Raw genomic sequence first — 26,194 nt, forward strand, 5'->3', positions numbered from 1 at the left:
TACCTCCCGACCCTTCGACTACAAGAAGAACGCCCATGCTCGATGTACTAAGACGCATCGTCCAGGAGGTCAATGGAGCACGCAGCCTCGAGGCCGCGTTGGCCACCATGGTTCGACGCATCCGCAAGGCCATGCACACCGATGTGTGCTCCATCTATCTGTTCGATGCCGCCCAGGACCGCCTGGTGCTTATGGATACCATCGGCCTGAACACCCAGGCCGTGGGTCATGTCTCGATGCGCCTCGGCGAGGGCCTGGTGGGCCTCGTCGGTCAGCGCGAGGAGCCGCTGAATCTCGAGGATGCCCCGGCGCACCCCTACTTCCGTTATTTCGAGGAAACCGGCGAGGAGCGTTTCTCGAGCTTCCTCGGCGTGCCGGTCATCCATCAGCGCCGTGCGCTGGGGGTGCTGGTCGTCCAGCAGCAGGAGAAGCGTCGCTACGACGAGGGCGACGAAGCCTTCCTGGTGACCATGGCGGCGCAGCTCGCCGGCGTGCTGGCGCATGCCCTGGCCACCGGGACCCTGACACGGCCGACGCGGGCCGACGGCATGGCGACCTTCAAGGGGATCGCCGCCTCGCCGGGCATGGTGATCGGCAAGGCGGTGGTCATCGCGCCGCCGGCCGATCTGGACAACGTGCCCGACCTGGTGCCCACCGACATCGAACTCGAGATTCGCCGCCTGAGCGAGGCGATCGAGCGGGTACGCGAGGAGATCCGGCGCGCCGGCGAACGTCTCGCCAGCCGCATCTCCAGCCAGGAACTGGCGCTGTTCGACGTCTACGAACAGATGCTCGCCGATGCCGCGCTGGGCCAGGAGGTCGAGAAGCGCATCCGCGAGGGCCAGTGGGCGCCCGGCGCGCTGGCCGACGTGGTGCGCCGTCACGTCCAGTATCTGGAGCGGGTCGACGATGATTACCTGCGCGAGCGGGCCGCAGATATTCGCGACCTGGGGCGCCGCGTGCTGGCGCATCTGCAGCAGGAAACCGACAAGGGCTTCGATGGTTTCCCCGAGCGCTGCGTGGTGATCGGCGACGAACTCAGCGTGGCGATGCTCGGCGAGGTGCCCCGCGAGCGCCTCGCGGGGCTGGTTTCGCTGAAGGGCTCGAGTACCTCCCACGTGGCGATCCTGGCCCGGGCGATGGGCATCCCCACCGTGCTGGGCATGGTCGACCTGCCGCTGACCCGCCTCAACGGCGCCCCGGTGATACTCGACGGCCACCGCGGGCGCCTGCTGGTGCGCCCCGACGATGAGCTGGCGCGCCACTACCAGAAACTGATCGACGAGGAGCTCGCGCTCGCCGAGGTGCTCGAGCACGAGCAGCACCTGCCCAGCGAGACTCCCGACGGTTTCAGCGTGCCGTTGATGGTCAACACAGGCCTGGCGGTGGACGCGGTGGCGGTACTCAAGCCGCGTATTGCCGGGGTCGGGCTGTATCGTACCGAAGTGCCGTTCATGATCACCGAGCGCTTCCCCGGCGAGCACGAACAGACCAAGCTCTACCGCGAGCAGCTGGAGGGGTTTGCGCCGTTGCCGGTGGTCATGCGTACGCTGGACATCGGCGGCGACAAGGACCTGCCTTACTTCCCGATCCACGAGGCCAACCCGTTTCTCGGCTGGCGCGGGATTCGCGTCACCCTCGACCATCCCGAGGTGCTGATGGTTCAGCTTCGGGCGATGCTGCGCGCCTCGGCGGGGCTGAACAACCTGCGCATCATGTTGCCGATGGTCACCAACGTCGATGAGGTCGACGCCGCGTTGCGGCTGCTCGACCGGGCGCTGACCGAGCTCAACGAAGAGGGGGTCCGGGTCGAGCGTCCCCTGGTGGGAGTGATGATCGAGGTGCCGGCGACGCTCTATCAGCTCGAGGCGTTGTCCCAGCGGCTGGATTTCTTCTCGGTGGGCAGCAATGACCTGACCCAGTACCTGCTGGCGGTGGATCGCAACAATCCGCGCGTGGCCAGCCTCTACGATGCCTGCCATCCGGCCGTGCTGTCGGCGTTGACCGGACTCGCGAAGGAGAGTCACCGGCTGGGCGTGCCGACCTCGGTGTGTGGCGAGCTGGCCGGCGATCCGTGCGGCGCGCTGCTGCTCACCGGAATGGGTTTCGATGCGCTGTCGATGAATGCGCCGAGCCTGCCGCGGGTGCGCGCGGCGATCCGTCGTGTGCCGATGAGTTCGGCCCGGGCGCTGGTCGAGGAAACCCTGCGCTTCACGACGCCGACGGCGGTGCGTGCCCACCTGCAGGCGCGTTTCGCCGAGTGGCAATTGACGCACCTGCTGCCGCCACGCGATGACGCCTAGGGAGCTCGTGCAGTAGGCCCTGGCGAGAATGGGCTGGCGGTTTTTCTGGGAGGTTTGTGAGTGATCACTTGTTCCGATGGGTGGCGGTTACGAGCCAACCCCATCGCGAGTGAACTTGCCCCCCACGAAACCCGACCTGAATGGCTCATCGGGGCACGGGGGCTGTATGTCGAACCTGAGGTCTTATACCCGGTGGGCCATCGACAGGGGCGGTACTGGCAGGCGACAGCGCCGTTCCCCGGCCGCAATGCCGCCAGGGGCGAAGCTCCGTTCGACGATCGCGATCTCGCCGCGCGCCCGCCATTCGAGCAGCGTACTGGCCCGCGTGCCGTAGTGCTGGCCGAGGATGAACGCGGCCGAGAGCTGACGCTCGAGGGTCAGCCCCACCCCGGTGTCGGGGAGGCTCGCGTCGTCGGCTTGCCGGGTGTCGCTCAGAAGCGCCCAGGCATCGTTCAGGAACTCGCCGCCGGGGGTGTCGAGTCGCTCGCCCAGGCGCTGGCGGGCCCGGGTCAGCTTTGGCCAGGGTGTGTCGAGGCTGGCATTGGATAGCCCGTGCAGGCCGGGTTCCACCCGTGCCAGCCGGGTTCCCCGGGGGCCGTGATGGAGATGCCAGAGCATTTCTCCGTCGCATGCCAGCAGGTTGAAGCCGGCATAGGCGTGCGCCTTGTGGTTCGCGAGTCGTTCCAGCCAGGCGCCGAGGTCGGCTTCGACAAGCGCCTGGCGGACCAGATGGCCACGGCTCGGTCCGTTCGCCTCGGCCTTGAAGTCGGGGGCGCGGACGTTGGTGACCGCGGCCACGCGTCCGGCGGCGTGGGCGGCCAGCCAGCTGCCGCCGGCCTCGAGATCGCGACCGCCGAGAATATCGCCACAATCGTCCCACGTCGCCAGCGCGGCAGTGGGGCGGTCGTGGCGTTCGTCGCGATTGCCGGCAAGGCGCAGGGGGGTGGCGCTACCGGGGCGCCAGTCGAAGGCGATCAGGCACATGGCGTTTCTCCGGGGCGAGGGCATCGCGGCGGCATGACAGGCTATGGACGCTGAGCGTACACTCTGGCCATTGTCGATGACAGGGGTAGGGATGCAAGACATCTCCGAGGACAAACGGGCAGCCCGGCCGGCCGTTCCGGGCGGCTGGCCGTATCGGCTGCCGGCATGGCTGTGGGGCGTCGAGGCGTGTCTGACGTTTGCCTGTCTGCTGGTGGCGGTGTTGCTGGGCGAGCGCTTCAGCGCCCATGTTCGCGATGTCCTGATAATGGTCTGGCTGTCAGGCAGCCTGATCGTCGCCCTGCTGGGATGGCGAAGTGCCCGCCAGCGCCAGCGGCTCGAGCGCTTTCAGGCCGCGGTCCGGCTCGGCCAGCTGGTGCGCGGCCCCGATGTGTCCGGCCAGCTGCCGCTCGATCTCGACGCGGTGATCGAGGTGCTGGAGGAGACCTGGCCGCAGCGCCAGGCCGAGAGTCGCATCGAGGATCTGCTCGAATCCCTGCCCCAGGCCGCCTTCCTGGCCGGCGGCAACCGCCTGGTGGCGGTCAACGATCGGCTAGTCCAGCGCCTGGGACGCTCGCGACGGGACCTGCAGGACCTGCCGATCGATGCGCTGGATGCCAGCGAGCCCTTCCTGAACGAATCCGCCGACTACGCCGTGCTCAGCGATGCCCATGGGGCGCGTCACGCGTTTCGCCTCGACCGTCGGCTGGCCGCGCAGGGCCAGGCGCTGGGGCTGCTGCACGACGACAGCGAGTCGCACCACCAGCTTTATCATCTCAGGCAGGAGCGCGACCGCGCCCGGCAGGAGTCGCAGCTGAAGTCGCGCTACCTGGGTCAGGTTCGTCGCGAGCTCGAGAGCCTCGATGTCGCCGGCGGGCAGTCCGCCGCGAGCGCCTCGCCGCTGGCCGAGCGCCTGGCGGGGCTCGTCTCGTTGCTCGAGCGCATCGCCGAGACCGAGGCCGACGAAACGGCGGGGCGGGCCGGACGCGAAAATGGCACGGCGTCGGGCAAGCGCGTGCTGATCGTCGACGATGGCCCGGTGAATACCGCATTGGCGCGGCGGGTGTTGTCCGACCGGGGGTTGATGGTCGACACCGCGCGCAGCGGCGAAGAGGCCCTCGAGCTGGCGATGGAGCATGCCTATGCACTGGTCTTCATGGACATCTACATGCCGACGCTGGATGGCATCGAAACCACCCGGCGCTGGCGTCAGCGCGAAAGCGTCCAGGGCGGGCGCAGCGTGATGGTCGCGCTGACCGCCAATACCAGCGCGACCGATCGCGCGCGCTTCTTTGCCGCGGGCATGGACGACTACCTGGCCAAGCCCTACCGCCCGCAGGCGCTGGTCGACGTGGTGCAACGCTGGCTTCCCGGCGTGGTCGCTCCCTCGACCGTGTCTTGATTCACCTTCTCGTTAGGAAACGACATGCTCGACTATCCGCAAATCGATCCGGTGGCCATTGCGCTGGGACCGCTCAAAGTCCACTGGTACGGCCTGATGTACGTGGTCGGGTTCGTCGGCGCCTGGTGGCTGGGGCGGCTGCGCGCGGCGCGCCTGGGGCTGAAGCCCGACGATATCGGCGACATGCTGTTCTACGGCGCGCTGGGGGTGGTGCTGGGCGGACGCATCGGCTACGCCCTGTTCTACGGCTTCGACCGCCTGCTGGCCGATCCGCTCTGGCTGTTCCAGGTCTGGGATGGCGGCATGAGCTTCCACGGCGGCCTGCTCGGGGTGCTGGTCGCGGCGCTGCTGTTCGCCCGCAGGCATCGCCTGGCGTTCTTCCAGATGACCGATTTCATCGCCCCGCTGGTGCCGATCGGCCTGGGCGCGGGCCGTATCGGCAACTTCATCAACGCCGAGCTGCCGGGGCGTGTCAGCGATCTGCCCTGGGCGATGGTCTATCCGGGCGGCAGCCAGCCGCGCCACCCCTCGTCGCTCTATGAGTTCGTCCTCGAGGGTGTGGTACTGTTCGCCATTCTGTGGACGGTGTCGCGCACGCCGCGTCGTCGCGGTATGATTTCCGGCCTGTTTCTGGTGCTTTACGGCATCTTCCGTTTCGCGGTCGAGTTCGTCCGCCTGCCCGACCCGCAGCTCGGCTTCATCGCCTTCGGCTGGTTGACCATGGGGATGCTGCTGTCCCTGCCGATGATCCTGGGCGGCCTGGCGCTGATGGCCTGGGCGCGGAGCCAGCCGGTCGATCGGGGCGGCGTCGAGGCGAACGAAGCGACATCCTGATTTCTGCGACAGGCGAGTTATGCAGCCCTACCTTGAATTGATGCGCCGGGTACTCGATACCGGCGTCAAGAAAGCCGACCGCACCGGGGTCGGCACGCAGAGCGTCTTCGGCCACCAGATGCGCTTCGACCTGGCCGAAGGCTTTCCGCTGGTGACCACCAAGAAACTGCATCTGCGCTCGATCATCCACGAACTGCTGTGGTTTCTGCGCGGCGATACCAATATTGCCTACCTGCGCGACAACGGGGTGCGCATCTGGGACGAGTGGGCCGACGAGAATGGCGACCTGGGCCCGGTCTACGGCTATCAGTGGCGTAGCTGGCCGAGGCCCGACGGTGGCCATGTCGACCAGATCGCCAGGGTCGTCGAGCAGATACGCCACAACCCCGATTCGCGGCGACTGATCGTCAGCGCCTGGAACCCGGCGCTGGTCGACGAGATGGCGCTGCCGCCGTGCCACGCGCTGTTCCAGTTCTATGTCGCCGAGGGGCGGCTGTCCTGCCAGCTCTACCAGCGCAGCGCCGATATCTTCCTGGGGGTGCCGTTCAACATCGCCAGCTACGCGCTGTTGACGCAGATGGTCGCGCAGGTCTGCGATCTGGCGCCCGGCGAGTTCGTGCATACCCTCGGCGATGCCCACCTTTACCTCAACCATATCGAGCAGGCCGAGCTGCAGCTCACGCGCACGCCGCGCCTGCGGCCCAGGCTGGTGCTCAACCCCGAGGTCGACGACCTGTTCGCGTTTCGCTTCGAGGATATCGCCATCGAAGGCTACGACCCGCATCCGCATATCAAGGCGCAGGTGGCGGTATGAGCGCGGCGACGTTCGAGGAATCGCTGGTGCCGGTGGCGATGATCGCTGCGGTGTCGCGCAATGGCGTGATCGGCATCGACGACCGGCTGCCCTGGTACCTGCCGGAAGACCTCAAGTTCTTCAAGCGCATGACCCAGGGCAAGCCGCTGGTGATGGGCCGCAAGACGTTCGCCTCGATCGGCCGCGCGCTGCCCGGCCGGTTGAACATCGTCGTCACCCGCGATGCCGGCTTCGAGGCCGAGGGCGTGCGCGTCTGTCACGATCTCGACGCGGCCTTGGCGCTGGCCGACCATCAGGCGATCATCGACGGCGTCGAGGAGGTCATGGTCATGGGTGGCGGCGAGGTCTACGCTCAGGCAATGCCGCGGGCCTCGCGGCTCTACCTGACCGAGGTCGATGTCGAGATCGACGGCGACGCACGCTTTCCGGCCCTCGACCGGTCGCTCTGGCACGAAGAGCAGCGCGTGCCGGGCGAGGAGAGCGGCCGGCAGGGCCGTCCCGACTATGCCTTCGTGGTCTATCGTCGCCGTTGAGCACGGCGGGGAAACACCCGGCAAAGAACAATAAACGATTGAATGTCCGGCGCAGGCTGAAGCTGGCTGAACGAGAAGCTGGCCAATTGAAAGCAATGGGAGGTCGCCCTTGATGACGCAACGCGTAGCCGCGCTATTCGATTCCCTGGAGCAGCATGTCCGGCGCGAGCGGCAGGATGTCGACGGCCTGCGGCAACGGCTCGCCAGCCTGGAGAGCGAGAACCGGCAGCTTCGCCACGCGCTGGCGGAACGTGCCGATAGCTCGGCCGAGCGGCAGAACGCCGCGCCGGCCGCGCCGGAGAGTGGCCAATCGCACAATGTCAACGCCGAGCGCGGCTACCCCTTGCCGCACCGGGTGACGACGTCTGCATCGACGCCCGAACCCGCTACCGAGATCGAGCGAGCGCCCGCCGATGCGCTCGACGAAGAGCAAGGTTCCCAAAGCCGCCTGGCCATAGGCGAGGCGCCATCCCCCCAGGCGCTGCTCGATGAATGGTACCGCCGCTATACCGATACCTTCTTCAAGGGCCATACGAGGCCGTTGAAGGTCGGCATCCACGAGGATCTGGTCGCCAACGAGCCCTGGCCCGACAAGCTGGTGCGTCGCGCGCTGGCCTGCTACGTCAACCTGCCGCGCTACCTCAAGGCCGTGCGCGCCGGCGCCGAACGCGTCGATCTGGCTGGCCAGCCGGCGGGTACCGTCACCCCCGGCGAGGCGCGTCATGCCCACAAGAAGTTGGAGACGTTGCAGGCCCAGCAGCGCAAGCGCGACAAGGCGGCACAGCGAGAGACGCGGCACGACCCGAGCGCCCGTCTCGACCGCAAGCTCGGTGACCTGCTGGCCAAGCATGGCAAGCATTGATGGCCACCATTCGCCGGCTTACGTTAACCAGCCGTTGGAAAACGGCGAGCACTTCCTTTATTAGACGCCTTGCAATCATCCGGAGGGCTGATCATCATGAACAGCGTTCGCAATTGTCACCTGACGGTCATAGAAAGACGCTAGGGTCATTGCGTGACGCGGTGCCGGCATGTGCGGTATCGACGCCGTTCAGGGGGGCGTGGTCGGTAGGCGGACCGATGTGGCGAGATTAAAAACAGTGTTTTTTCTTGTTGCGTTCCGCCAAACCCCGGTATAAGGTTCCCCTGCGAGCATTGGATAATAACAAGGCTTCGCCGAGGCAAGAGCGCTTCATACAAAGAATTCAGGGGCGCGCCCGGCAAGCCGGTTGCATCTGCAAACAACGATCGAACAGTAAGCTAGTTAAGGAACTATCGCGATGAAAAAGACGCTCTTAGCAACTGCCATTGCCGGTGCCATGTGCGCCTCCGCTGCCCAGGCTGCCACTGTCTACAACCAGGACGGCACTCAGGTCGACCTGTACGGTAACATCCAGCTGGGTTACATCTCCGAAGACACCGGTAGCGATTCCGAAGACCAGATCTTCGACAACGGTTCCACCCTGGGTATCGCTGCGGAGCACCAGGTCAACCCGGGCCTGATCGCCTATCTGAAGCTTGAGATTGACGGCTTCTCCGCCGACGAAATGAAGACCTCTCAATACGACAATGGCGACACCGCCTATGCCGGTATGAAGGGCAATTTCGGTGACGTCAAGCTGGGCTCCTACGACACCCTGATGGACGACTGGGTCAAGGATCCGGTCGACGGTTCCTGGTACGCCGGTGTCAACAACTCGGCTACTTATCTGACCGGTGATAACAACGATCGCGAAGGCGATCAGCTGACCTACAAGTCGCCGTCCTTCGGTGGCCTGCAGTTTGCCGTGGGTACCCAGTACAAGGGTGACGCCGAAACCGATAACCGTATCGAAGACGATAGCTCTGCATCCTTCTTCGGTGGCGTGAAGTACACCGTCGGCGCCCTGGATCTGGCCCTGGCCTACGACAATCTGGGTACTTATGACGGTGTAATTGCTGATCGTGATGAAGACGGCAATGTAGTCAACGTTGAAAACGATGATTTCGATGCCGGCGAAGCCTACGGTCTGTCCGCCCAGTACGCCATGGCCGCCTGGACGCTGTCCGCCAAGTACGAGCGTTTCGACGGCACTGACGATACCCTGGCGTTGACGGGTGTCGAGAACGCCGACATGTATGCCGTCAAGGCCAACTATGCCTACGGCATGGGTAACATCTACGGTACCTACCAGTACGTCGACGAAGATCGCGGCGATGACGACGAAAGCCTCAACCAGGTCATGCTGGGCGCCGACTACAGCCTGACGCCGGCGGTCACCTACTTCGTCGAAACCACCATGTACGACCAGGAAGACGACGAAGACGATTTCGTCGCTACCGGTCTGGCCTTCACTTTCTAAGACCCTTTACGGTCGAAAGAAAGTCTAGAACCGAAGCCGGCCCCTCGTGGGCCGGCTTTCTTTTTTCCGGGTTGATGTGAAGGGGCGGGCGGTGCAAACTCGTTGGCGCCATTCAGTTCAATTCGGCTCCCCCTGATCTTTCGTATGGATAGGACACTCGCTATGAATCATCGGTTTCTGGCTCCCGTTCTGCTCGGTTTCGGGCTCTATGCCGCCTTGCCGGTCGCCCAGGCCGATATGCCGCCCAATTATCAGGGATCCACCATCGATGTGACGAAATACTTCTCGAGTCGCAGCGATGCAAAGAGCCAGAGCTTCAACTTCGGGGGCTGGAACGAGCACGAGTTTACCGTCGAGAAGGCCGGTCGTTATCTGTTCGAAAGCCACTCGCGTCCGGGCATGTCGACCCGCTATCGGATCGAGGCGCAGTTGCTGGATGAGCGGGGCAATATCGTCGCCGAGAGCGAAGCGCTGGGTTCCGACGACGGAGGCCTGCACATGTCGCAGCGGCTCGAACCCGGCGATTACGTGCTCAAGGTCAATGCCCGGGAGTTCGGCAACACCAAGCTGAAGGGCAACCGCTATACCATCAGCGTTGCCGGGCTGGATGAGCGCGGCAACCGGCTCAGCGAGGACGAGAGCGGGGTCGAGGGCCCCAGCGGCATCGGCTTCGACCGCGAAGCCGAAGGGCCGACCACGGCCTTCGTGCGTTCGCCGGATGCCTCGGCGGCGCTCGCCGCACCGGTTTCGCAGACTTCCTCGGCGAGTGGCTCCGGCGCGACGGCCGATACGGGCCAAGGCGATGCGGTCTCCTCGCAGGCCGCCGCGACTTCATCCTCCTTGAGCGCCGGGGCGGCGGATGGCGCCGGACAGGCAGCCGCCGAAGGCACGCCCCCCGAGGGCTTCAAGGAGATCGTCACCGACGTGAACATGCGCAAGCGCGGCAAGGCGCTGAGTTTCGACGTCCGGCAGGCGGGTACGGTCTCGGTTTCCACCTCGACCATGAGCGGCTACGAGGGTACGTACCGCATCGAGGCGCGGATTCTCGATAGCCAGGGCAATGTCGTCGCCAGCGAGCAGGGCTCGCGCTTCGCGGGCGATGTCGACATCGAGACGGTACTGCAGCCCGGCAGCTATAGCGTCTGGGTATCCGGCCAGAATTACGGCAACCCCAATGATGTGGCCAACAACTATGCCCTGAGCGTGAAGCAGCTCGACGTGCGTTGAGTCTGCCGCTCGATTCGCTGATGCGATAACGCAAGCGCCCCGCTCTCGAGCGGGGCGCTTGCGTTGAAGGGCAGGCGTCGGGGCGAACCCGCTCGTCAGGCGTCGGGCCCGCGATGACGTGGGCCCGATGGCCGCAGTGCCTCGAGCACCGCCAGTTGATCGTCGCTGAGTACCTCGCCGAGTGCCTGCTTATGTTCCTCTCGTAATGCCTGCCAGGCTTCGTGGCGCGCTTCGCGATCGTCGAGCTGCCGGTCGCGCAGCTCGCGGGCCTGGCTGAAGAACTGCTCCCGCGTGTCGGCAAGCTGGCTCTGCTCGGCGTCGCTGAGTCCCCAGCTCTTGAACAGGGCGCTGAACAGTTCGCCGGGGTCGCCGTGCCGCATCGGCGGGCGCTGGTGATCGGTGCCCGGTCCGTCATGCCGGCCGTGGTCCTGCATCCGGTGAGGCGGCACCCTCATCACGTGCAGGGCGGCGAGCTGGCGTTCGTCGAGAATCTCGCCGAGGCGCTGTTCGTGCGCCTCGCGCAGGGCGTGACGCTGCTCGCGGTAGTCGCGCTGCTCATCGGCGAAGGCCTGGCGGCTTGCCTCGTCGAGCTGCCAGCTGTCGAACAGCGCCTCGACCCGTGAGTGCGGGCCTTGCGGGCCATGGCCATAGGCCGGGCCTGGCGCGGCCTGGGCCAGGGAGATCGTGCCACCGGCAAGCAGGGCGGCAAGTAGCACAGCGGTGAATCGGGTCTTGAGCATGACAGCGTCTCCTTGAGTGGACGCTGTCAGTGTCGCGCGGCGTTGCGCAACCAGCGCGCAGGCAATACGCAAGGATTGCGCAAGTCGCAGCCGCCGCCCGGCGCTCACTCCTCGGGTTGAAACTTGTAGCCGACGCTGTAGACCGAGCGGATGATATCGCGCTCGGGCCATACCTCGGCGATCTTGCGGCGCAGCTTCTTGACGTGGCTGTCGACCGTGCGCTCGGAGACGATGCGGTGATCGCGGTACATGTGATCCATCAACTGGTCGCGGGAGAAGATTCGCCCCGGCGCCTGCATCATCACCTTGAGCAACTGGAACTCCACCGCGGTCAGGCCCAGGTCGCGGCCGTCGGCCAAGGCCCGCCAGCCGGCGTCGTCGAGCTGCAGGGGAAGCGACGGCTCGAGGCCCTGCGTGCCCGCCGGAATCTGGCCGGCGACGGCCCGGGCCCGGCGCAGCACGGCCTTGACCCGGGCGACCACCTCGCGCGGGCTGAACGGCTTGCAGATATAGTCGTCGGCGCCGAGCTCGAGCCCCAGCAGGCGATCGACCTCCTCGACCCGCGCGGTGAGCATGATCACCGGCAGCCGCGGCCAGCGCTGGCGAATTTCGCGACACAGGGTCAGCCCGTCGGTGCCCGGCAGCATCAGATCGAGCAGCACCAGCGCCGGTGCCGGCTCGGCCTCGTTCAGCCAGGGCAGCACCGCATCGCCATGCTCGACGTGCTGGCTGTCGAAGCCGCTGCCGGTCAGGTAGTCGGCGATCAGGCGCGCGATCTTGGGTTCGTCCTCGACGATCAGAATGCGTTCGTTCACCGGCTGTCTCCTTGCAAGGGGGGCGCGTTGGCCAGGGGCACCTGCAGCGTCCAGCGCAACCCGCCCAGCGGCGAAGACGAGGGGGCGAGCGTGCCGCCGTGTGCCTTGACCAGCGCGGCGGCGATCGACAGCCCCAGGCCGCTGCCGCCGCTGCGGCGGCTGCGCGAGGCCTCGACCCGGTACAGGCGTTCGGTGAGTCGCGGCAGTGCCTGCGCCTCCACACCGGGGGCGCTGTCTTGCCAGTCGATGGTAACCCGTTGCGTGTCCTGCGTCAGGGTCACGCGCAGGTGCCCCGGGGCGTCGGTGTAGGCGCGGGTATTGGCCAGCAGGTTGTTCCACAGCTGGTGCAGCCGCTGGGGATCGCCGAGGATCGGCGCCGACCCGGGTATCGAGATATCCAGTTCGATGCCGGCATCGTCGAGCCAGCCGCGGGCGTCGTCGAGCCGGGCGCGCAGGCTCCCGGCGATATCCAGCGGCACCAGATTGACCTCGAGCATGCCGGCGTCGCTCTGGGCGAGCAGGCGCAGGTCGCTGACCAGCCGTTCGAGCTGGCCGACCTCCTGGGCCAGCGAATTCAGGCTGTCGGCATCGGCGCGGCGGATGCCGTCCTGCAGCGCCTCGATCTCGCCGCGCAATACCGCCAGCGGGGTGCGCAACTCGTGGGCGATGTCGGCCACCCAGCGCTGGCGCGAACGGCGATTGGCCTCGAGCGTCTCGGCGAGCAGGTTGAAGTCGTGGGCCAGCCGCGCAAGCTCGTCGCGACCGCGCTCGGCCAGGCGCACGCTGTAGTCGCCTTCGGTCAGCCGCCGGGTGGCCAGTGCCATGCCGCGGGTACGCCGGCCCAGCCACCAGGAAAGCCCGCCGGCGAGCAGTAGCGAGGCCAGCGCCAGCGAGCCGATGATGATCGACAGGTTGCGCTGCTGGCGTTCGAGGAAGATCCGGTCCATGCGGGCCATCAGCTCGCGTGGCGGACGATAGCTGAGCTCGCCGACCCGCTGCCCGTCGCTGACGATCGCCACGCGCTCGAGGGTGCCCGGCGGCTCGGGCGGACCCTCGTCGTCGCGATGCGGCGGCGGGCCGATCAGCGTCTCGCCATTGGCGTCGCGGACGATGAAGTCGCGTGGATTGCCCAGCTCGCGCTGGATCGCCGATGGCGGCCGCTGCTCGCCGGGCCACAACTGGTGGCGCACCAGCCGGAACCAGGCGCGTGGGTCGTCGCGCAGCCATTGCCAGTCGCCGCCGCGGTTCGCCCACTCGTCGCCGAGCGCCTCGGCGAGGATCGCCGCCCGGTTGGCCTGGGTGCGCTCGAGGTAATCGATGAAGCCCTGGTCGAGGCTGCGCGAGACGAACAGGAAGATCAGCCCGCAGATCGCCACGTTGACCAGCAGGATGGTGGCGAACAGCTTGAGCCCCAGCGGCGAGATGGCGGGGCGGCGCAGTCGCTTGTTCATGGGGCGTGCTCGTTCAAGAGGCTTCCTCGCTGATTCTCGGGGCGCCGGCGAGGCGCTCGCGCAGGTTCTCGACCATCAGGTACAGGCAGGGTACCAGCACCAGCAGGATCAGCGTCGCGAAGAGGATGCCGAAACCCAGCGAGACCGCCATCGGCACGATGAAGCGTGCCTGGCGCGAGGTCTCGAAGATCATCGGCGCCAGCCCCAGGAAGGTGGTCAGGGTGGTCATCATGATCGGCCGCAGGCGGCGCGTGGCGGCGGCGGCGATCGCCTCGCGGGCGCCCAGGCCCTCGCGGCGGCGGCGGTTGGCGTAGTCGATCAAGACCAGCGCGTCGTTGATCACCACCCCGGACAGCGCCAGCATTCCCAGCAGGCTGATGATCGACAGGCCGAAGCCCATCAGCAGATGGCCGGCCACCGCGCCGATGATGCCGAACGGGATCGCCGCCATTACCAGCAACGGCTGGATGTAGCTGCGGAAAGGGATCGCCAGCAACACATAGAGCGCGGCGAGTGTCGCCCACATCGCGGTCTTGAGCGTCGCCAGGTTGTCGGCGGTTTCTTCCTGGCGCCCGCCGAGGCCGATCTCGAGCCCCGGGAAACGGCTCTCCAAGGCCGGGAAGGCGTCGTCCTGCAAGGAGGCGAGGAGGGTGTTGACCGGCGTACCGTCGCGGACGTCGGCACTGACATCGATCACCCGGCGGCCGTCGATGCGGGTCAGCGAGGCCGAGGCGCGGCCGTGTTCGATGTGGGCCACCCGCGACAGTGGCGCCCGGCCGCCGTCGGGGGTGAGGATCGAGAATTGCTCGAGTTCGCTCAGGCTATCGCGGGCCCCGGGCGGCAGGCGAACCTCGACGCTGATCTCGCTGCGCCCGCGTTGCTGCTTGAGCGCGGTGGCGCCCTGGAGCGGGCCGCGCAGCTGACTGGCCAGGTCGCTGCCGGTCAGCCCCAGCGCGCGGCCGACGGGGGAAACGGCGAGCGAGAGCTGCGGCTTGCCGTTGCTGATGCCGCTGTCGATGTCGGTGACGCCCTGGTAGCCCTCGAGCGTGGCGGCCAGGGCGCCGGCCGCCGCCTCCAAGGTGGCGCTGTCGGCATGCGCCAGGCGTAGCGTCAGCGCGGCGCCGCCGCCCGGGCCGCCGGCATCGCTGGCGAAGCGGATCGCCTGGACGCCGGGCAGCGCGCCGCTGGCTTCCCGCCAGGCGCTGGCCAGCCGCGACGGTGGCCAGTCGGCGAGACTTTCGGCGGCGATCTCCAGGCGCACCTCGAGGCTGTCGCCGTTCTGGCGGGCGCGGGTGCTCTCGAACACCGGGCCATCATCGCGTGCGGCGAGCGCCGCGGCGCTTTCCAGCAAGGCGTCGCGGACCGCACGGTCGGCGGCGATGGGGCTGCCGGCGGGCAGCGTGACGTTGGCTTCGACGCGGTCGGATTCGACCCGCGGCATCAGCGAGAAGCCCAGCCGGCCGCTCATGGCGTAGGCCAGTGCCACGCAGAGGATCGCCACCCCCAGCGCGACGGTGAGCAGACGCTGGTCGAGGGTGCGTTGCAGGAATGGCTCGAAACGCCGCTGGGTGAAATGCGCCAGCCGCCCCTGCATGTAGAGTCGCAGGCGTTCCAGCGGGCGCTGCCAGGCCGGAAGCCGGCGCCGCTCGCGGCTGTGGGCGAGGTGGGCGGGCAGCACGAACAGCGCTTCCAGCCAGGACACCAAGAACACCGTCACCACCACCATGGGGACCACGCTCATGATCATGCCCAGAAACCCCGGCAGGAACAAAAGCGGCAGGAAGGCGACGATGTTGGAGAGCACCGCGAAGCTGATCGGCACGGCGATCTCGCGGGCGCCGCGCACCGCGGCCTCGCGTACCGAATGGCCCTGTTCGCGATAGGCATAGATGTTTTCGCCGACCATGATCGCGTCGTCGACGACGATCCCCAGGGCGATGATGAAGGCGAACATCGACATCATGTTGAGCGACACGCCGAACCAGGGCAGGAACAGCAGCGCGCCGAGAAACGCCGTGGGGATGCCCAGGGTGACCCAGAATGCCAGCCGTGCCTCGAGGAACAGCGCCATCAGCACCAGCACCAGCGCCAGCCCCATCCAGGCGTTCTTGAGCAGCAGGTCGAGACGCTCGCGGTAGACCTCGGAGCTGTCCCAGCCCAGCGTCAGCTCGAGGCCCTGGGGCAGGTCGGCCCGCAGCCGGTCGAGTTCGCCGCGCACGGTCTCGGACAACCCCAGCGGGGTCTGGTCGCCGACCTGATAGATCTCCAGCGAGAGGCCGGGTTCGCCGTTGTACTCGACCTCGCTGTCGCTCTCGGCGAGCCCGTCGCGGACCTCGGCGATATCGCCCAGGCGCAGCACGCCGCCGTCGCCGGTGGTGAGTATCGGCAACCGGGCGAAGTCGACGGCCAGCTCGCGACGCCCCTGGTAGCGCACCAGCCATTCGTTGTCGCGGGTGTCCAGGCTGCCGCCGGCAAGATCGATGGCCTCGCCGGCGACCAGCTCGGCCAGCGAGGCATGGGTCAGTCCGTAGCGACGCATGGCCTGTTCGCCGAGCAGGACCTGGACCTCGCGATCGCGACTGCCGGCCAGCTCGACCTTGCTTACCGAGGTCGAGGAGAGCAGCTCGGTGCGCAGGGACTCGGCGGTTTCCTGGAGCGTCAGCGCATCGACCTGGCCGTGCAGCTGCAGGTCGAGGACGCCGCGCGAGTGCCCGCTCATGCTGAAGGTCGGGGCTTCGGCATCGCTGGGAAAGGTGCGAATGCCGTCCACGGCCTGCTGGATCTCCTGGTAGACGCGCATGCTGTCGACCCCGTCGAGCAGCTCGGCGACCACGCTGCCGCTACCCTCGCTGGCGGTGGCGGTGATCTCGTCGATGCCTTCGATGTCGGCCAGCTCCGACTCGATCGCCAGCAGCATGCTCTGTTCGATCTCCTCGGGCGTCGCACCGGAATAGACGACGCTCACCGAGACCGACTCGAGGGTGAAATCGGGAAACACTTCCTTCTTGATCTGCAGGCTGGCCAGCAGCCCGCCCAGCAACAGCACCACCATCAGCAGGTTGGGTGCCACGCCATGCTGGGCCATCCAGGCGATCGGGCCACGGCGGGTCATGAATCGTCCCCCGCGGCCGGCTCGCGTTCGGCCTGGTTGGCGAGGGCCGGATCCATGGCGTCATCATCGACGATGCTCAGCGCCATGCCGTCCCGCGGCTGGGCCAGCGCGCTGGTGATGACCCGGCTACCGGCGCCGAGCGGGCCGTCGGCGGCGATCAGTACCCGCTCCTCGCCCCGATGCACGACGTCCACCGCGACGATCCGCAGCCGCTCATCGTCATCCAGTGTCCACACCTGGCCGCCGTCACGCAGAGCGGCGTTGGGCAGCGCGAGCAGGTCGTCGCGCGGGGTGGCGGCGAAGGTGGCGGCGACCACATCGCCGAGGCGCAGCGCCGGGCCCGGATCAGCGAGCGCCAGCGGGTCGTCGATGCGCACCAGCACCTGCGCCATCAGGCCGTTCTCCTCGAGGCTGGGCAGTACCGAATACACCCGGCCCTGGCGGCTGGCGCCGGGCGGCCAGGCATCGCTGGTCAGCGTCACCGATGTGCCGGGGGTCTCGCCGGTGGCGGCGTCGATCCAGCGCAACGCCTCGCTGGGCAGCGACACGCGCAGCCAGAAATGCGACACGTCGACCAGGCTGAGCAGCGCGGTGTTGGCCGCCACCGAGCCCCCCGGGCCGACCAGGCGCTCCTCGATCATGCCGCGGTAGGGGGCCTCGATGCGGGTGCGCGCCAGTTCGAGTCGGGCCGATTCGAGCGTCACCTGGGCGCTGTCCACCGCGGCCTGGGCCGCCTTGAGCTGCGGTTCGCGCAGCACCAGCGCGCGCCGCTCGGCGGACAGCTGACGGCCGAACGCCTGGTAGTCGCTCTGCGCCTGAATCTGCTCGCCGCGCTCGATGCCCAGGTCGGCCTGGGCCTGGGCCAGCTCGGCCTCGGCGCTGCGCACGGCGAGCCGGTAGTCGTCGGCATCGATGGTGGCGAGCAGTTTGCCGGCGTCGACCACCCGGCCCGGCTCGACGCCCTCGGCGAACGTGTCGAGCCGGCCGCCGACCCGGGTGGCGACCTGGGTTTCGCGGGCGGCGATCGCCCGGCCGTAACCCTCGATCCGCGGGGCGATCGGGCCGCCCTGCACGCGCCCCAGTTCGACGCCGGGGGGCGGCTGGCTGGCCGCAGGCCGGCGTTCGACATGGGGCTGCCGGCTGAGCAGCCAATAGGCGATCGCCAGGCCCAGCGCGATCACCGTCACGGCGATCAGCGGGGTGAGCGAAACGCGGCCGAACTGGCGCGCCCGTGCGGTTCGGGGCGGTCGGGCGGCGGGGCGATGAGCGGGGCGTGAAGGTGTCGCGCTATGCGCCATGGTGAGCTCGTGTCGGATCGGTGAAAGCGTATCATCGCCGTGCGCGCGGCAGGCAGTCGTCAAGAAATGTGCAAGCGCGGTGCAAGCGGGTCGTCATCGGCCTACAGCGACAGAAAGAACAGCGTCAGCGGCGGCGACAGCAACGACAGGATGAAACCGCTGACCACGGCGATTGGCACGCAGGCGACGCCACCGTGCTGCTGGATCACCGGCAGCGTGAAATCCATCGCGGTCGCGCCACCGAAGCCGATGGCCAGCGGCGTGAATCGCCGGATCGCCAGCGGAATCAGCAGGAAGGCGATCAACTCGCGGGCCAGGTCGTTGAAGAACGCCACCCCGCCGAGCACAGGCCCCAGCTGGTCGCCGACCAGGATACCGGACAGCGAATACCAGCCGAATCCCGAGGCCAGCGCCAGCCCCTCGTTCCAGGGCAGCCCCAGCAGCGGCGCGGCGAGCAGCCCGGCGGCGAGCGAGCTGACGGCGACGGTGAGGGCGATCGCCAGGCCGTGACGGTTGAGCAGGATCTGCTTGAGCGGCATGCCGGAGTTGCGCAGCTGACAGCCGATCAGCGCGAGCAGCGCATAGAGCACCCACTCGGCGAGCCATTCGGCAAGCGCCGGGGCCGTCGCCCAGCCCAGTCGGCCGCAGACGATGCCCGCGAGCACGCCGATCAACACCACGGCGGCCAGCATCAGCGACCCGCGCATCGCGGCCAGCTTGCTGGTCGGCGCGCCCGCGACCACCGGCGAGGTGCCCGCGCGCAGCCGGCTGCGCCGCGACAGCACGTACAGCGCGAGCAGATTGATCGGCGCGATCACCGCCAGCAGCAGCGTCGCCTGACCGCCCATGCGACCGAGCTGGCCGGCCAGGTCGTCGAGCCCGGTCAGGCTGACGCCCATCAGTGCCAGGATCACGTAGATCGAGCCGTTGACGCCGTGGTTGATCGCCGCCTGCAGCCCGGCATGGCGCACCGGCACCAGGTAGCCGAGGATCAGCGGCAGCAGGATGATCACTAGCCCCGAAACCATTTGTCCAGATTCCTTGTCGGTGGGCGCGCGGCTCGGATGGCCGCGCAATCGAGCCGGTCAGCTTACCAGAGCGGCGGGTCGGGCGGGGGCGGGGCAATAGTGACAATCGCTGATGTCCCATCAGCGTGGCTGATCGTCCTCGCTGGAAACGTGTACCAGGCTCAGGCGACTACGGCGCTCGCCATCGCGGCGGTAGGTCATGCCCAGCAGCAGCCCCGGCACGTTGCGATGAAAGATCAGCGTCAGGCGGCGCTCGGGCTTGTCCGGCGACCAGGCCTCGACGGTGACGGCGGGAAAGGTGCTCGCCGGCGTGGCGTGGCGGCCGAGTCCGCGCACCCGATAGTCGAGGGTTCCCTCCTCGCCTTCGTGGTCCAGATAGCGGAGCGTGCAGGGCGTGGCGGCCTTGCCGCGACACGCGGCAGCGGGCGCGCGTCGCGCCAGGCTGAACAGGGCCGTCTGGCGGTCGGGCAGCCTGGCGAGCTGGTCGGCGTCGAGGCGAAAGCGTTCGCCGAAGCCCATCAGCCGGTAGCGGCTGGTATAGAGCAGCGCCTCGAGGCCATCGTCGACCATCCGGAAGCGGCCCGTCTCGCGACCGCTGGCGATCGAAACACTGGCCTGCATGCGGCTCTGCCAGTGCTCGCCCTGGCGGCTCAGGCTATGGTCGATGGTCATGTCCGGCCAGCCGTCGAGTGCGAGCCGGTAGCGGGCCTCGAAGGCGACCGGCTGCGCCGGACCGGCTGCCGTGGCCAATGGCGCCAGGAGCAGGCAGGCCGCCAGCAGCAGGCCTGCAAGCGGCGGGCAGAAGCGAGCGCGTATCGAGTCGGGCATGCGTGGGTATCCTTCGTTCGGTCGCCGGTCGATGCGAATGGAGACGCGTGGCGGTGTGACCGGCGAACACGGCGCGCGTTCCACGGGCTGCACACGCCACCTGTCGCCACGTGCGCACTCGCCGCGCACTCGCTATCTTGCTAAACACGGGATGTGGCGGTTTGTCGGCATGCAGCTTCGCGATGGGTCGCCCTCATTAATGGCAGGATTTCATAACAGGAGCGTAGTCATGGCCAGGATTCTGTTGATTGCCGGTGATTTCGTCGAGGATTACGAGATCATGGTGCCGTTCCAGGCCCTGCAGGCGATGAGCCACCGAGTCGATGCCGTCTGCCCCGAGAAGCGCGAGGGCGACAGCATCAGGACCGCCATCCACGATTTCGAGGGCGACCAGACCTACAGCGAGAAGCCGGGTCACCATTTCACCCTCAACGCGACGTTCGGCGAGACCGACCCTGCCGACTACGATGCGCTGGTGGTGCCCGGTGGGCGGGCGCCGGAATACCTGCGTCTCAACGAGCGGGTGCTCGAGCTGGTACGCCACTTCATGGAGGCCGACAAGCCGGTGGCGTCGATCTGCCATGGTGTGCAGATCCTGGCCGCCGCGGTGTCGCTGGAGGGGCGCAAGGTCTCCGCCTACCCCGCCTGCGCGCCGGAAGTACGCCTTGCCGGGGGCAACTTCGCCGACATTGCCGTCGACCAGGCGGTGACCTGCGGCAAGCTGGTCACCGCGCCGGCCTGGCCGGCGCATCCCGAATGGCTCAGGCAGTTCAACGAGCTGCTGAGCTGATTACGGACTGAAGGCCGGCGGGGCGCCCCGTCGGCCTTGCGAGGGTACTCAGGGCCGGATGCGATAGCCGGTACGGAAGATCCACGCCACGATGGCCAGGCACAGCCCCAGGAACAGCAGGATCATGCCCAGGCTGGCGACGAGGCTGACGTCGCTGATGCCGAAGAAGCTCCAGCGGAAGCCGCTGACCAGGTAGACCACCGGGTTGGCCAGGGTCAGTGTCTGCCAGATGGGTGGCAGCATGTCGATGGAGTAGAAGGTGCCACCCAGGAAGGTCAGCGGGGTGATCACCAGCAGCGGCACCAGTTGCAGCTTCTCGAAGTTGTCCGCCCAGATGCCGATGATGAAGCCCAGCAGGCTGAAGGTCATCGCGGTGAGTACCAGAAACAGCAGCATCCATAGCGGGTGGGCGATCTGCAGCGGCACGAACAGGCTGGCCGTGGCCAGTATCAGCAGCCCCAGGATGATCGACTTGGTGGCCGCGGCGCCGACGTAGCCGAGCACGATCTCGAAGTGCGAGATGGGCGCCGAGAGCAGCTCGTAGATGGTTCCCGAGAACTTGGGAAAGAAGATCGCGAACGAGGCATTGGACACGCTCTGGGTAAGCAGCATCAGCATGATCAGCCCGGGCACGATGAACGCGCCGTAGCTGATGCCCTGGATCTCGCTGATGCGCGAACCGATCGCTCCACCGAAGACCACGAAGTACAGCGATGTCGAGAGTACCGGCGATACGACGCTCTGCAGCAGCGTGCGCCGGGCGCGGGCCATCTCGAAGCGGTAGATGGCGCGGACCGCGGTGAGGTTCATTGACGCTCCTTGACCAGGTTGACGAAGATATCCTCCAGCGAACTCTGCCGGGTGTGCAGGTCCTTGACCTCGATGCCCGTCGCGCTGACCGCGTTGAGCAGCCCGGTAATGCCGGTCTGCTGCTGCTGGGAGTCGTAGCTGTAGACCAGTTCCAGACCGTCTTCGGCGAGTTCCAGCGGGTAGTCGGCGAGCGAGGCCGGAATCGCCGCGAGCGGCTGCTGAAGCTGCAGGGTCATCTGCTTGCGACCCAACTGACGCATCAGTTCGCGCTTCTCGCGCACCAGGATGATCTCGCCCTTGTTGATCACGCCGATGCGGTCGGCCATCTCCTCGGCTTCCTCGATGTAGTGGGTGGTGAGGATGATGGTCACGCCGGCCTCGCGCAGGCGGCGCACCACGTTCCACATGTCGCGGCGCAGTTCCACATCGACCCCGGCGGTGGGCTCGTCGAGGAACAGGATCCGCGGCTCGTGGGACAGCGCCTTGGCGATCAGCACCCGGCGCTTCATGCCGCCGGAAAGGGTGATCAGCTTGTCGTTGCGCTTGTCCCACAGCGCCAGGTCCTTGAGCACGCGCTCGATGTGCGCCGGATCGGCGGGCTTGCCGAACAGCCCGCGGCTGAAGCTGACGGTGTTCCATACGCTCTCGAAGGCGTCGGAGGTCAGTTCCTGCGGCACCAGGCCGATACGTTCGCGGGCCGCGCGGTAATCGCGGACGATGTCATGGCCGTCGGCCAGCACCGTGCCGCCGCTGGGGTTGACCAGCCCGCAGATGATGCTGATCAGGGTGGTCTTGCCGGCGCCGTTGGGGCCGAGCAGGGCGAAGATCTCGCCGCGGCGGATCTCCAGGTCGATCGGCTTGAGCGCCTGGTGGCCCGAGGCGTAGGTCTTGGTCAGGTTGGTGACGCTGACGATCGCCGGCGCGACGTCGCTCGGGGCGGACGTCGCGCGCGATTGCTGCGTCACGGTCAGGCTGTCGTTCATGATGGCGTGTTCCGGGCGGCCTTGCTGGGCGTTGGCGATGCAAGCACCTTAGCATATCCGCGACCGGCCCCGGGCCGCACGAGGGCGCTCAATAGCCGGCACGGGGGTCGATGGTCTCGATCTCCTCGCCGTTGTCGAGCGCGGTGATCAGCGCGGCGACCTGGTCGGCGGCGTCCTGCACCGGGGTCGGCGCGGCCATGTGCGGAGTGATGCGTACCCGCGGGTGTTCCCACAGCGGGTTTTCGCGGGGCAGCGGTTCCTCGCCGAAGGCGTCGAGCAGCGCGCCGCGCAGCCGGCCCTCCTTGTCGCCGGGGCCGAGCGCGGCGAGCAGCGCGTCCTCGTCGATCAGCGTGCCGCGCCCGGGATTGATCAGGCTGGCGCCGTCGGCCATCAATGCCAGCGTGCGGGCGTTGACGATGCCGTGGGTGCTCGGGGTGTCGGGCAGCAGCGTGACCAGCGTGCGCACCGTACCCAGCAGTTCGTCCAGACCCGCGTCTCCATGATGGCAGGTGACGCCGTCGAGGCGCTTGGGCGAACGGCTCCAGCCGTGCACCGGGAAGCCGTCCCCGGCCAGCGCCTGGGCGACATGCGCGCCGATGGCGCCGAGGCCGAGTATCCCCACCGGCCAGTCGGCCTTGTCGACCAGCGGCGACTCGTGCCACACGGCGTGCGCTTGCTGGGCGAAGTAGCGATCGAAATCGCGCTGAAAATAGAGCACGCCGAAGCGCACGTAATCGGCCATCAGCGGTGCCATGCCGGCATCGCGCAGCTTGACGATCGGCACGTCGCGGGGCAGGCCGGGGTTGTTGAGCAGTGCATCGACACCGGCACCGAGATTGACGATACCCTTGAGTCGGGTCTGGCTCTCGAGCAGCTCGGCGGGTGGCTTCCAGGCCGCCAGGTAATCCGCCTGTTGAGCTCGGGCGTCGGCCTCCTCGCTGGTGACCACCTCGGCGTGGGGCAGGCGGTGGGCCAGCGCGTCGCGCCAGGTGGTGGCGTCGTCGCTATGGACTAGTATGCGCATCGGCTCTTTATCTCCCTGAGTGGACCATGAGCTGTAAGCGGGTCGTGAACGGTTGGCCTGGCGAGTCAGTAGACCATTTCCAGCATGGGAGGCGGTGCCTCGTTGAGCAAGCGGGCGACCAGTTCGAGGCCCCGGTCGAGGCGCTCGATGTCGGGTTCGGCGCCGAGACTCAGGCGCACGCGCCGCGGGGGCGGAGTCTGCTCGACCATGAACGGCTGCGAGGCGGTCAGCGCCAGGCCCTCCTGCTCGGCCTGCTGGCGCAGCTCCTCGGCGCGCCAGGCGGCGGGCAACGCCACCCACACATGCAGGCTCGAGGGCCGAGCGGCGAGCTCGTGGCCCTGCAGGCGGCGCGCGGCCAGGCGCTGGCGTTCGGCGAGCAGGCTGCGCTGCTGGGCGGCCAGCGACTCGACGCTGCCGTCGGCCAGCCAGCGGTCGGCGATCTCGAAGATCAGCGGCGTGGCCATCCAACTGGTCGCGCGCAGGCGGGGCAGGGCGTGATGAAGCTGGCCGCGGGGCACCGTCAGATAACCGGCGCGCAGCCCCGGCACGGTGACCTTGGTCAGGCTGGTGACGTGAAAGCTCTGGCCGGGCAGGCGGGCGGCGAGCGGGGCGAGGCCCGGCGCTTCGAGCAGCGCATGCACGTCGTCCTCGATCAGCCATACGCCGTGACGCTCGAGCACCGCCGCCACGGCGTCGCGGCGCGCCTCGCCCATGGTCGCTCCGGTGGGGTTGAGCTGGGTCGGCGTGAGACACACGGCGCTTGGCTGGAAGCGACGGCAGGCGGCGTCCAGCGCCTCGGGGACGATGCCTTCGGCATCGATCGTCACGCCGCGCAGCTGAAAGCCCAGGCTGCGCGACAGGGCGATCAGGCCGTGATCGCTGAGCGCTTCGGTGAGCACCACGTCGCCGTGCTGGACCACCGTGGTGATCGCCACCATCAGGCCATGGGCGGCGCCGTTGCAGAGAATCCGCTCCTCGGTGTCGCCGGGAACGCCGAGCCGTTCGCGCAGCCACTGGCCGGCGCGCTCGCGCTGATATACCAGGCCGGCGATCGGGCGGCAGGTCGAGATAACCTCGGGGGAGGCCGACTCGGCGAGTTCGGCGAGCGTCTCGCGAAAGCGCAGGTGGTGGGTTGGCGGGCAGACCGGGTGCGCGATCGACAGGTCGATCAGCGCCGCTTCGGGTCGCGCCTCGCCGGTGCGCAGGTACTCCGTCTCGCGCTTGTCGTCGAGGGTGTTGATCCAGGTGCCGCTGCCCACCCGGGCCTGGACCAGGCCCATCCTGTCGGCCTGGGCATAGGCCCGTGATACCGTCTGTACGCTGACGCCCAGCGCTTCGGCGAGCTGGCGGTGCGGCGGCAGGCGCGTGCCCGGGGTCAGCTCGCCGTGGCGGATCGCTTCGGACAGCGCCCGGGCGATGGCCAGGTACTTGGGACCCTGCGGGGACAGGTAGGGCGTCAGGTCAATTGTCATGATTCAATAAAGCCTTTGACGGCTGGCTCAGCCTTGGTGCTAGTATCGGCCACAGGACATTGGCAGGTAATTGTCATGCTTTCAACAAGCTCGAGTCATGACAATTTCGGTGTCGGCTTGTTACCAAGCGTCCAGGCAAGCGGCTCGCCCTCCCGCATGGCGGCGAGGGTCGAATTTGGCGATTCGTGTTGGGACGAGGCCCATGATCCAGGTGACCCTGCCGTTCACGCGTGAGGAATACGCTCAGCGTCTGTGGAAAGTGCGTAGTTCGATGGCCCGGCGCGGCATCGATGTATTGATCGTCAGCGATCCCTCCAACATGGCCTGGCTGACCGGCTACGACGGCTGGTCGTTCTATGTGCATCAGTGCGTGTTGCTGGGGCTCGAGGGCGAGCCGGTGTGGTACGGCCGGCGCCAGGACAGCAACGGCGCGCTGCGCACCTGCTGGCTGGATCCCGACAACATCACCTACTACCCGGATTACTACGTCCAGAATCCGGACATGCACCCCATGGAGTACCTGGCCCAGTCGATCATGCCCGAGCGGGGCTGGGATCGCGGCGTGGTGGGCATGGAGATGGACAACTACTACTTCTCGGCGAAGGCCTACCTGAGCCTGATCAAGGAGCTGCCCCATGCGCGCTTCGTCGATGCCAACGCGCTGGTCAACTGGTGCCGGGCTATCAAGTCGCCGCAGGAGATCGAGTACATGCGGGTCGCCGCGCGGATCGTCGAGTGCATGCATTCGCGGATCCTCGAGGTGATCGAGCCGGGCCTGGCCAAGAGCAAGCTGGTGTCCGAGATCTACCGCGTGGGCACCGAGGGCTGGACCGACGGCCAGGGCACGGTGTTCGGCGGTGACTACCCGGCGATCGTGCCGCTGTTGCCCACCGGCTCCGACGCCGCCGCGCCGCACCTGACCTGGGACGACACGCCGTTTCGCGAGGGCGAGGGTACCTTCTTCGAGATCGCCGGCTGTTACAAGCGCTACCATGCGCCGCTGTCGCGCACCGTGTTCCTGGGCACGCCGCCCAAGGAGTTCGTGCGCGGCGAGTCGGCGCTGCTCGAGGGCATAGAGAACGGCCTGGCGGTCGCCAAGCCCGGCAATCGCTGTGCCGACATCGCCATGGCGCTGGGCGCGGCGATGGACAAGTACGGCTTCGACCGCGGCGGTGCGCGCTGCGGCTACCCGATCGGCATCAGCTATCCGCCGGACTGGGGCGAGCGCACCATGAGCCTGCGCCCCTCCGACGAGACGATCCTCGAACCAGGCATGACCTTTCATTTCATGCCCGGCATGTGGATGGACGACTGGGGTCTGGAGATCACCGAGAGTATCCTGATAACCGAGAACGGCGCCGAACCGCTGGCCGATTTCCCGCGTCAGCTGTTCGTCAAGTAAAGTAG

General features: G+C 67.6%; 22 protein-coding genes. 10 read left to right on the top strand and 12 right to left on the bottom strand.

Features of this window, described 5'->3' with window-relative positions; genetic code table 11:
* Nucleotides 1-35: 35 nt before the first annotated feature.
* Nucleotides 36-2,303: a phosphoenolpyruvate--protein phosphotransferase gene (gene ptsP, locus HR9077_RS21065; protein ID WP_136069260.1), complete on the top strand. Its 2,268-nt coding sequence runs from the start codon at nt 36-38 to the stop codon at nt 2,301-2,303.
* 183 nt (nt 2,304-2,486) lie between these two features.
* On the opposite strand, the gene HR9077_RS21070 is transcribed toward ptsP, so the two are convergent.
* Complete coding sequence (locus tag HR9077_RS21070) at nt 2,487-3,287, bottom strand: NRDE family protein (protein WP_136069261.1); 801 nt, start codon at nt 3,285-3,287, stop codon at nt 2,487-2,489.
* Between the two features lie 91 nt (nt 3,288-3,378).
* On the opposite strand from HR9077_RS21070, the gene HR9077_RS21075 reads away from it, so the two are divergent.
* The 7 genes from HR9077_RS21075 to HR9077_RS21105 all read left to right on the top strand — a co-directional run bounded on the left by HR9077_RS21075 (nt 3,379) and on the right by HR9077_RS21105 (nt 10,436).
* Complete coding sequence (locus HR9077_RS21075) at nt 3,379-4,686, top strand: response regulator (protein WP_136069262.1); 1,308 nt, start codon at nt 3,379-3,381, stop codon at nt 4,684-4,686.
* A 24-nt stretch (nt 4,687-4,710) separates the two neighbouring features.
* A complete protein-coding gene (gene lgt / locus HR9077_RS21080; RefSeq protein WP_136069263.1) occupies nt 4,711-5,520 on the top strand; it encodes a prolipoprotein diacylglyceryl transferase in 810 nt (269 codons plus the stop codon).
* Nucleotides 5,521-5,539: 19 nt separating this feature from the next.
* Nucleotides 5,540-6,334, top strand: a complete 795-nt coding sequence (locus HR9077_RS21085) for a thymidylate synthase (RefSeq protein WP_136069264.1) — start codon at nt 5,540-5,542, stop codon at nt 6,332-6,334.
* Nucleotides 6,331-6,867, top strand: coding sequence for a dihydrofolate reductase (locus tag HR9077_RS21090; RefSeq protein WP_136069265.1), 537 nt, complete (start codon nt 6,331-6,333; stop codon nt 6,865-6,867). The genes HR9077_RS21085 and HR9077_RS21090 overlap by 4 nt, the downstream gene beginning before the upstream one ends.
* 112 nt (nt 6,868-6,979) lie before the next feature.
* Nucleotides 6,980-7,729, top strand: coding sequence for a ProQ/FINO family protein (locus HR9077_RS21095; protein WP_136069266.1), 750 nt, complete (start codon nt 6,980-6,982; stop codon nt 7,727-7,729).
* Nucleotides 7,730-8,147: 418 nt separating this feature from the next.
* A complete protein-coding gene (locus HR9077_RS21100; RefSeq protein ID WP_136069267.1) occupies nt 8,148-9,209 on the top strand; it encodes a porin in 1,062 nt (353 codons plus the stop codon).
* A 162-nt stretch (nt 9,210-9,371) separates the two neighbouring features.
* Nucleotides 9,372-10,436 carry a hypothetical protein gene (locus HR9077_RS21105; protein WP_136069268.1) on the top strand — a complete coding sequence of 355 codons (1,065 nt, stop codon included), beginning with the start codon at nt 9,372-9,374 and terminating at the stop codon, nt 10,434-10,436.
* Between the two features lie 95 nt (nt 10,437-10,531).
* Here the strand turns inward: HR9077_RS21105 and HR9077_RS21110 are convergent, their stop codons facing one another.
* The 7 genes from HR9077_RS21110 to HR9077_RS21140 all read right to left on the bottom strand — a co-directional run bounded on the left by HR9077_RS21110 (nt 10,532) and on the right by HR9077_RS21140 (nt 19,708).
* Nucleotides 10,532-11,176: a hypothetical protein gene (locus HR9077_RS21110; RefSeq protein ID WP_136069269.1), complete on the bottom strand. Its 645-nt coding sequence runs from the start codon at nt 11,174-11,176 to the stop codon at nt 10,532-10,534.
* A 104-nt stretch (nt 11,177-11,280) separates the two neighbouring features.
* Entirely contained in the window at nt 11,281-11,991 is a 711-nt protein-coding gene (locus HR9077_RS21115) for a response regulator (RefSeq protein WP_136069270.1), read from the bottom strand.
* A complete protein-coding gene (locus HR9077_RS21120) occupies nt 11,988-13,442 on the bottom strand; it encodes an ATP-binding protein (RefSeq protein WP_136069271.1) in 1,455 nt (484 codons plus the stop codon). Before HR9077_RS21120 ends, HR9077_RS21115 begins: the two co-directional genes overlap by 4 nt.
* Nucleotides 13,443-13,455: 13 nt before the next feature.
* On the bottom strand, nt 13,456-16,554 hold the full coding sequence (locus tag HR9077_RS21125) for an efflux RND transporter permease subunit (RefSeq protein ID WP_136069272.1): 3,099 nt from the start codon (nt 16,552-16,554) through the stop codon (nt 13,456-13,458).
* Nucleotides 16,551-17,852, bottom strand: a complete 1,302-nt coding sequence (locus tag HR9077_RS21130) for an efflux RND transporter periplasmic adaptor subunit (protein WP_136069273.1) — start codon at nt 17,850-17,852, stop codon at nt 16,551-16,553. The genes HR9077_RS21125 and HR9077_RS21130 overlap by 4 nt, the downstream gene beginning before the upstream one ends.
* A gap of 101 nt (nt 17,853-17,953) precedes the next feature.
* Nucleotides 17,954-18,880, bottom strand: coding sequence for a LysO family transporter (locus tag HR9077_RS21135; protein ID WP_136069274.1), 927 nt, complete (start codon nt 18,878-18,880; stop codon nt 17,954-17,956).
* Between the two features lie 120 nt (nt 18,881-19,000).
* Complete coding sequence (locus tag HR9077_RS21140; RefSeq protein ID WP_136069275.1) at nt 19,001-19,708, bottom strand: hypothetical protein; 708 nt, start codon at nt 19,706-19,708, stop codon at nt 19,001-19,003.
* Between the two features lie 229 nt (nt 19,709-19,937).
* On the opposite strand from HR9077_RS21140, the gene HR9077_RS21145 reads away from it, so the two are divergent.
* Nucleotides 19,938-20,498, top strand: a complete 561-nt coding sequence (locus HR9077_RS21145; protein WP_136069276.1) for a DJ-1/PfpI family protein — start codon at nt 19,938-19,940, stop codon at nt 20,496-20,498.
* 48 nt (nt 20,499-20,546) lie between these two features.
* On the opposite strand, the gene HR9077_RS21150 is transcribed toward HR9077_RS21145, so the two are convergent.
* The 4 genes from HR9077_RS21150 to ehuR form a co-directional block, all read right to left on the bottom strand.
* A complete protein-coding gene (locus HR9077_RS21150; RefSeq protein WP_136069277.1) occupies nt 20,547-21,308 on the bottom strand; it encodes an ABC transporter permease in 762 nt (253 codons plus the stop codon).
* A complete protein-coding gene (locus HR9077_RS21155) occupies nt 21,305-22,291 on the bottom strand; it encodes an ABC transporter ATP-binding protein (protein WP_136069278.1) in 987 nt (328 codons plus the stop codon). The genes HR9077_RS21150 and HR9077_RS21155 overlap by 4 nt, the downstream gene beginning before the upstream one ends.
* Before the next feature lie 88 nt (nt 22,292-22,379).
* A complete protein-coding gene (locus tag HR9077_RS21160) occupies nt 22,380-23,315 on the bottom strand; it encodes a 2-hydroxyacid dehydrogenase (protein WP_136069279.1) in 936 nt (311 codons plus the stop codon).
* Nucleotides 23,316-23,380: 65 nt separating this feature from the next.
* The gene (gene ehuR, locus HR9077_RS21165) at nt 23,381-24,787 is read right to left on the bottom strand and encodes a MocR-like ectoine utilization transcription factor EhuR (protein ID WP_136069280.1); all 1,407 of its coding nucleotides are present in this window, start codon (nt 24,785-24,787) and stop codon (nt 23,381-23,383) included.
* 202 nt (nt 24,788-24,989) lie between these two features.
* On the opposite strand from ehuR, the gene doeA reads away from it, so the two are divergent.
* On the top strand, nt 24,990-26,189 hold the full coding sequence (gene doeA / locus HR9077_RS21170; RefSeq protein ID WP_136069281.1) for an ectoine hydrolase DoeA: 1,200 nt from the start codon (nt 24,990-24,992) through the stop codon (nt 26,187-26,189).
* The last annotated feature ends 5 nt before the right edge of the window (nt 26,190-26,194 follow it).

This window comes from Modicisalibacter radicis (genome assembly GCF_900961225.1).
Taxonomy (GTDB): Bacteria; Pseudomonadota; Gammaproteobacteria; order Pseudomonadales; family Halomonadaceae; genus Modicisalibacter.

Excerpts from the sequence above, each read along its gene's own strand:
- HR9077_RS21100 (WP_136069267.1), top strand. The coding sequence starts at position 8,148 with ATGAAAAAGACGCTCTTAGCAACTGCCATTGCCGGTGCCATGTGCGCC.
- HR9077_RS21075 (WP_136069262.1), top strand. The coding sequence starts at position 3,379 with ATGCAAGACATCTCCGAGGACAAACGGGCAGCCCGGCCGGCCGTTCCG.
- HR9077_RS21135 (WP_136069274.1), bottom strand. The coding sequence starts at position 18,880 with ATGGTTTCGGGGCTAGTGATCATCCTGCTGCCGCTGATCCTCGGCTAC.
- HR9077_RS21105 (WP_136069268.1), top strand. The coding sequence starts at position 9,372 with ATGAATCATCGGTTTCTGGCTCCCGTTCTGCTCGGTTTCGGGCTCTAT.
- HR9077_RS21110 (WP_136069269.1), bottom strand. The coding sequence starts at position 11,176 with ATGCTCAAGACCCGATTCACCGCTGTGCTACTTGCCGCCCTGCTTGCC.
- HR9077_RS21150 (WP_136069277.1), bottom strand. The coding sequence starts at position 21,308 with ATGAACCTCACCGCGGTCCGCGCCATCTACCGCTTCGAGATGGCCCGC.
- HR9077_RS21120 (WP_136069271.1), bottom strand. The coding sequence starts at position 13,442 with ATGAACAAGCGACTGCGCCGCCCCGCCATCTCGCCGCTGGGGCTCAAG.
- HR9077_RS21095 (WP_136069266.1), top strand. The coding sequence starts at position 6,980 with ATGACGCAACGCGTAGCCGCGCTATTCGATTCCCTGGAGCAGCATGTC.
- HR9077_RS21140 (WP_136069275.1), bottom strand. The coding sequence starts at position 19,708 with ATGCCCGACTCGATACGCGCTCGCTTCTGCCCGCCGCTTGCAGGCCTG.
- HR9077_RS21130 (WP_136069273.1), bottom strand. The coding sequence starts at position 17,852 with ATGGCGCATAGCGCGACACCTTCACGCCCCGCTCATCGCCCCGCCGCC.
- HR9077_RS21085 (WP_136069264.1), top strand. The coding sequence starts at position 5,540 with ATGCAGCCCTACCTTGAATTGATGCGCCGGGTACTCGATACCGGCGTC.
- HR9077_RS21155 (WP_136069278.1), bottom strand. The coding sequence starts at position 22,291 with ATGAACGACAGCCTGACCGTGACGCAGCAATCGCGCGCGACGTCCGCC.
- lgt (WP_136069263.1), top strand. The coding sequence starts at position 4,711 with ATGCTCGACTATCCGCAAATCGATCCGGTGGCCATTGCGCTGGGACCG.
- HR9077_RS21090 (WP_136069265.1), top strand. The coding sequence starts at position 6,331 with ATGAGCGCGGCGACGTTCGAGGAATCGCTGGTGCCGGTGGCGATGATC.
- ehuR (WP_136069280.1), bottom strand. The coding sequence starts at position 24,787 with ATGACAATTGACCTGACGCCCTACCTGTCCCCGCAGGGTCCCAAGTAC.
- doeA (WP_136069281.1), top strand. The coding sequence starts at position 24,990 with ATGATCCAGGTGACCCTGCCGTTCACGCGTGAGGAATACGCTCAGCGT.
- HR9077_RS21160 (WP_136069279.1), bottom strand. The coding sequence starts at position 23,315 with ATGCGCATACTAGTCCATAGCGACGACGCCACCACCTGGCGCGACGCG.
- ptsP (WP_136069260.1), top strand. The coding sequence starts at position 36 with ATGCTCGATGTACTAAGACGCATCGTCCAGGAGGTCAATGGAGCACGC.
- HR9077_RS21145 (WP_136069276.1), top strand. The coding sequence starts at position 19,938 with ATGGCCAGGATTCTGTTGATTGCCGGTGATTTCGTCGAGGATTACGAG.
- HR9077_RS21070 (WP_136069261.1), bottom strand. The coding sequence starts at position 3,287 with ATGTGCCTGATCGCCTTCGACTGGCGCCCCGGTAGCGCCACCCCCCTG.
- HR9077_RS21125 (WP_136069272.1), bottom strand. The coding sequence starts at position 16,554 with ATGACCCGCCGTGGCCCGATCGCCTGGATGGCCCAGCATGGCGTGGCA.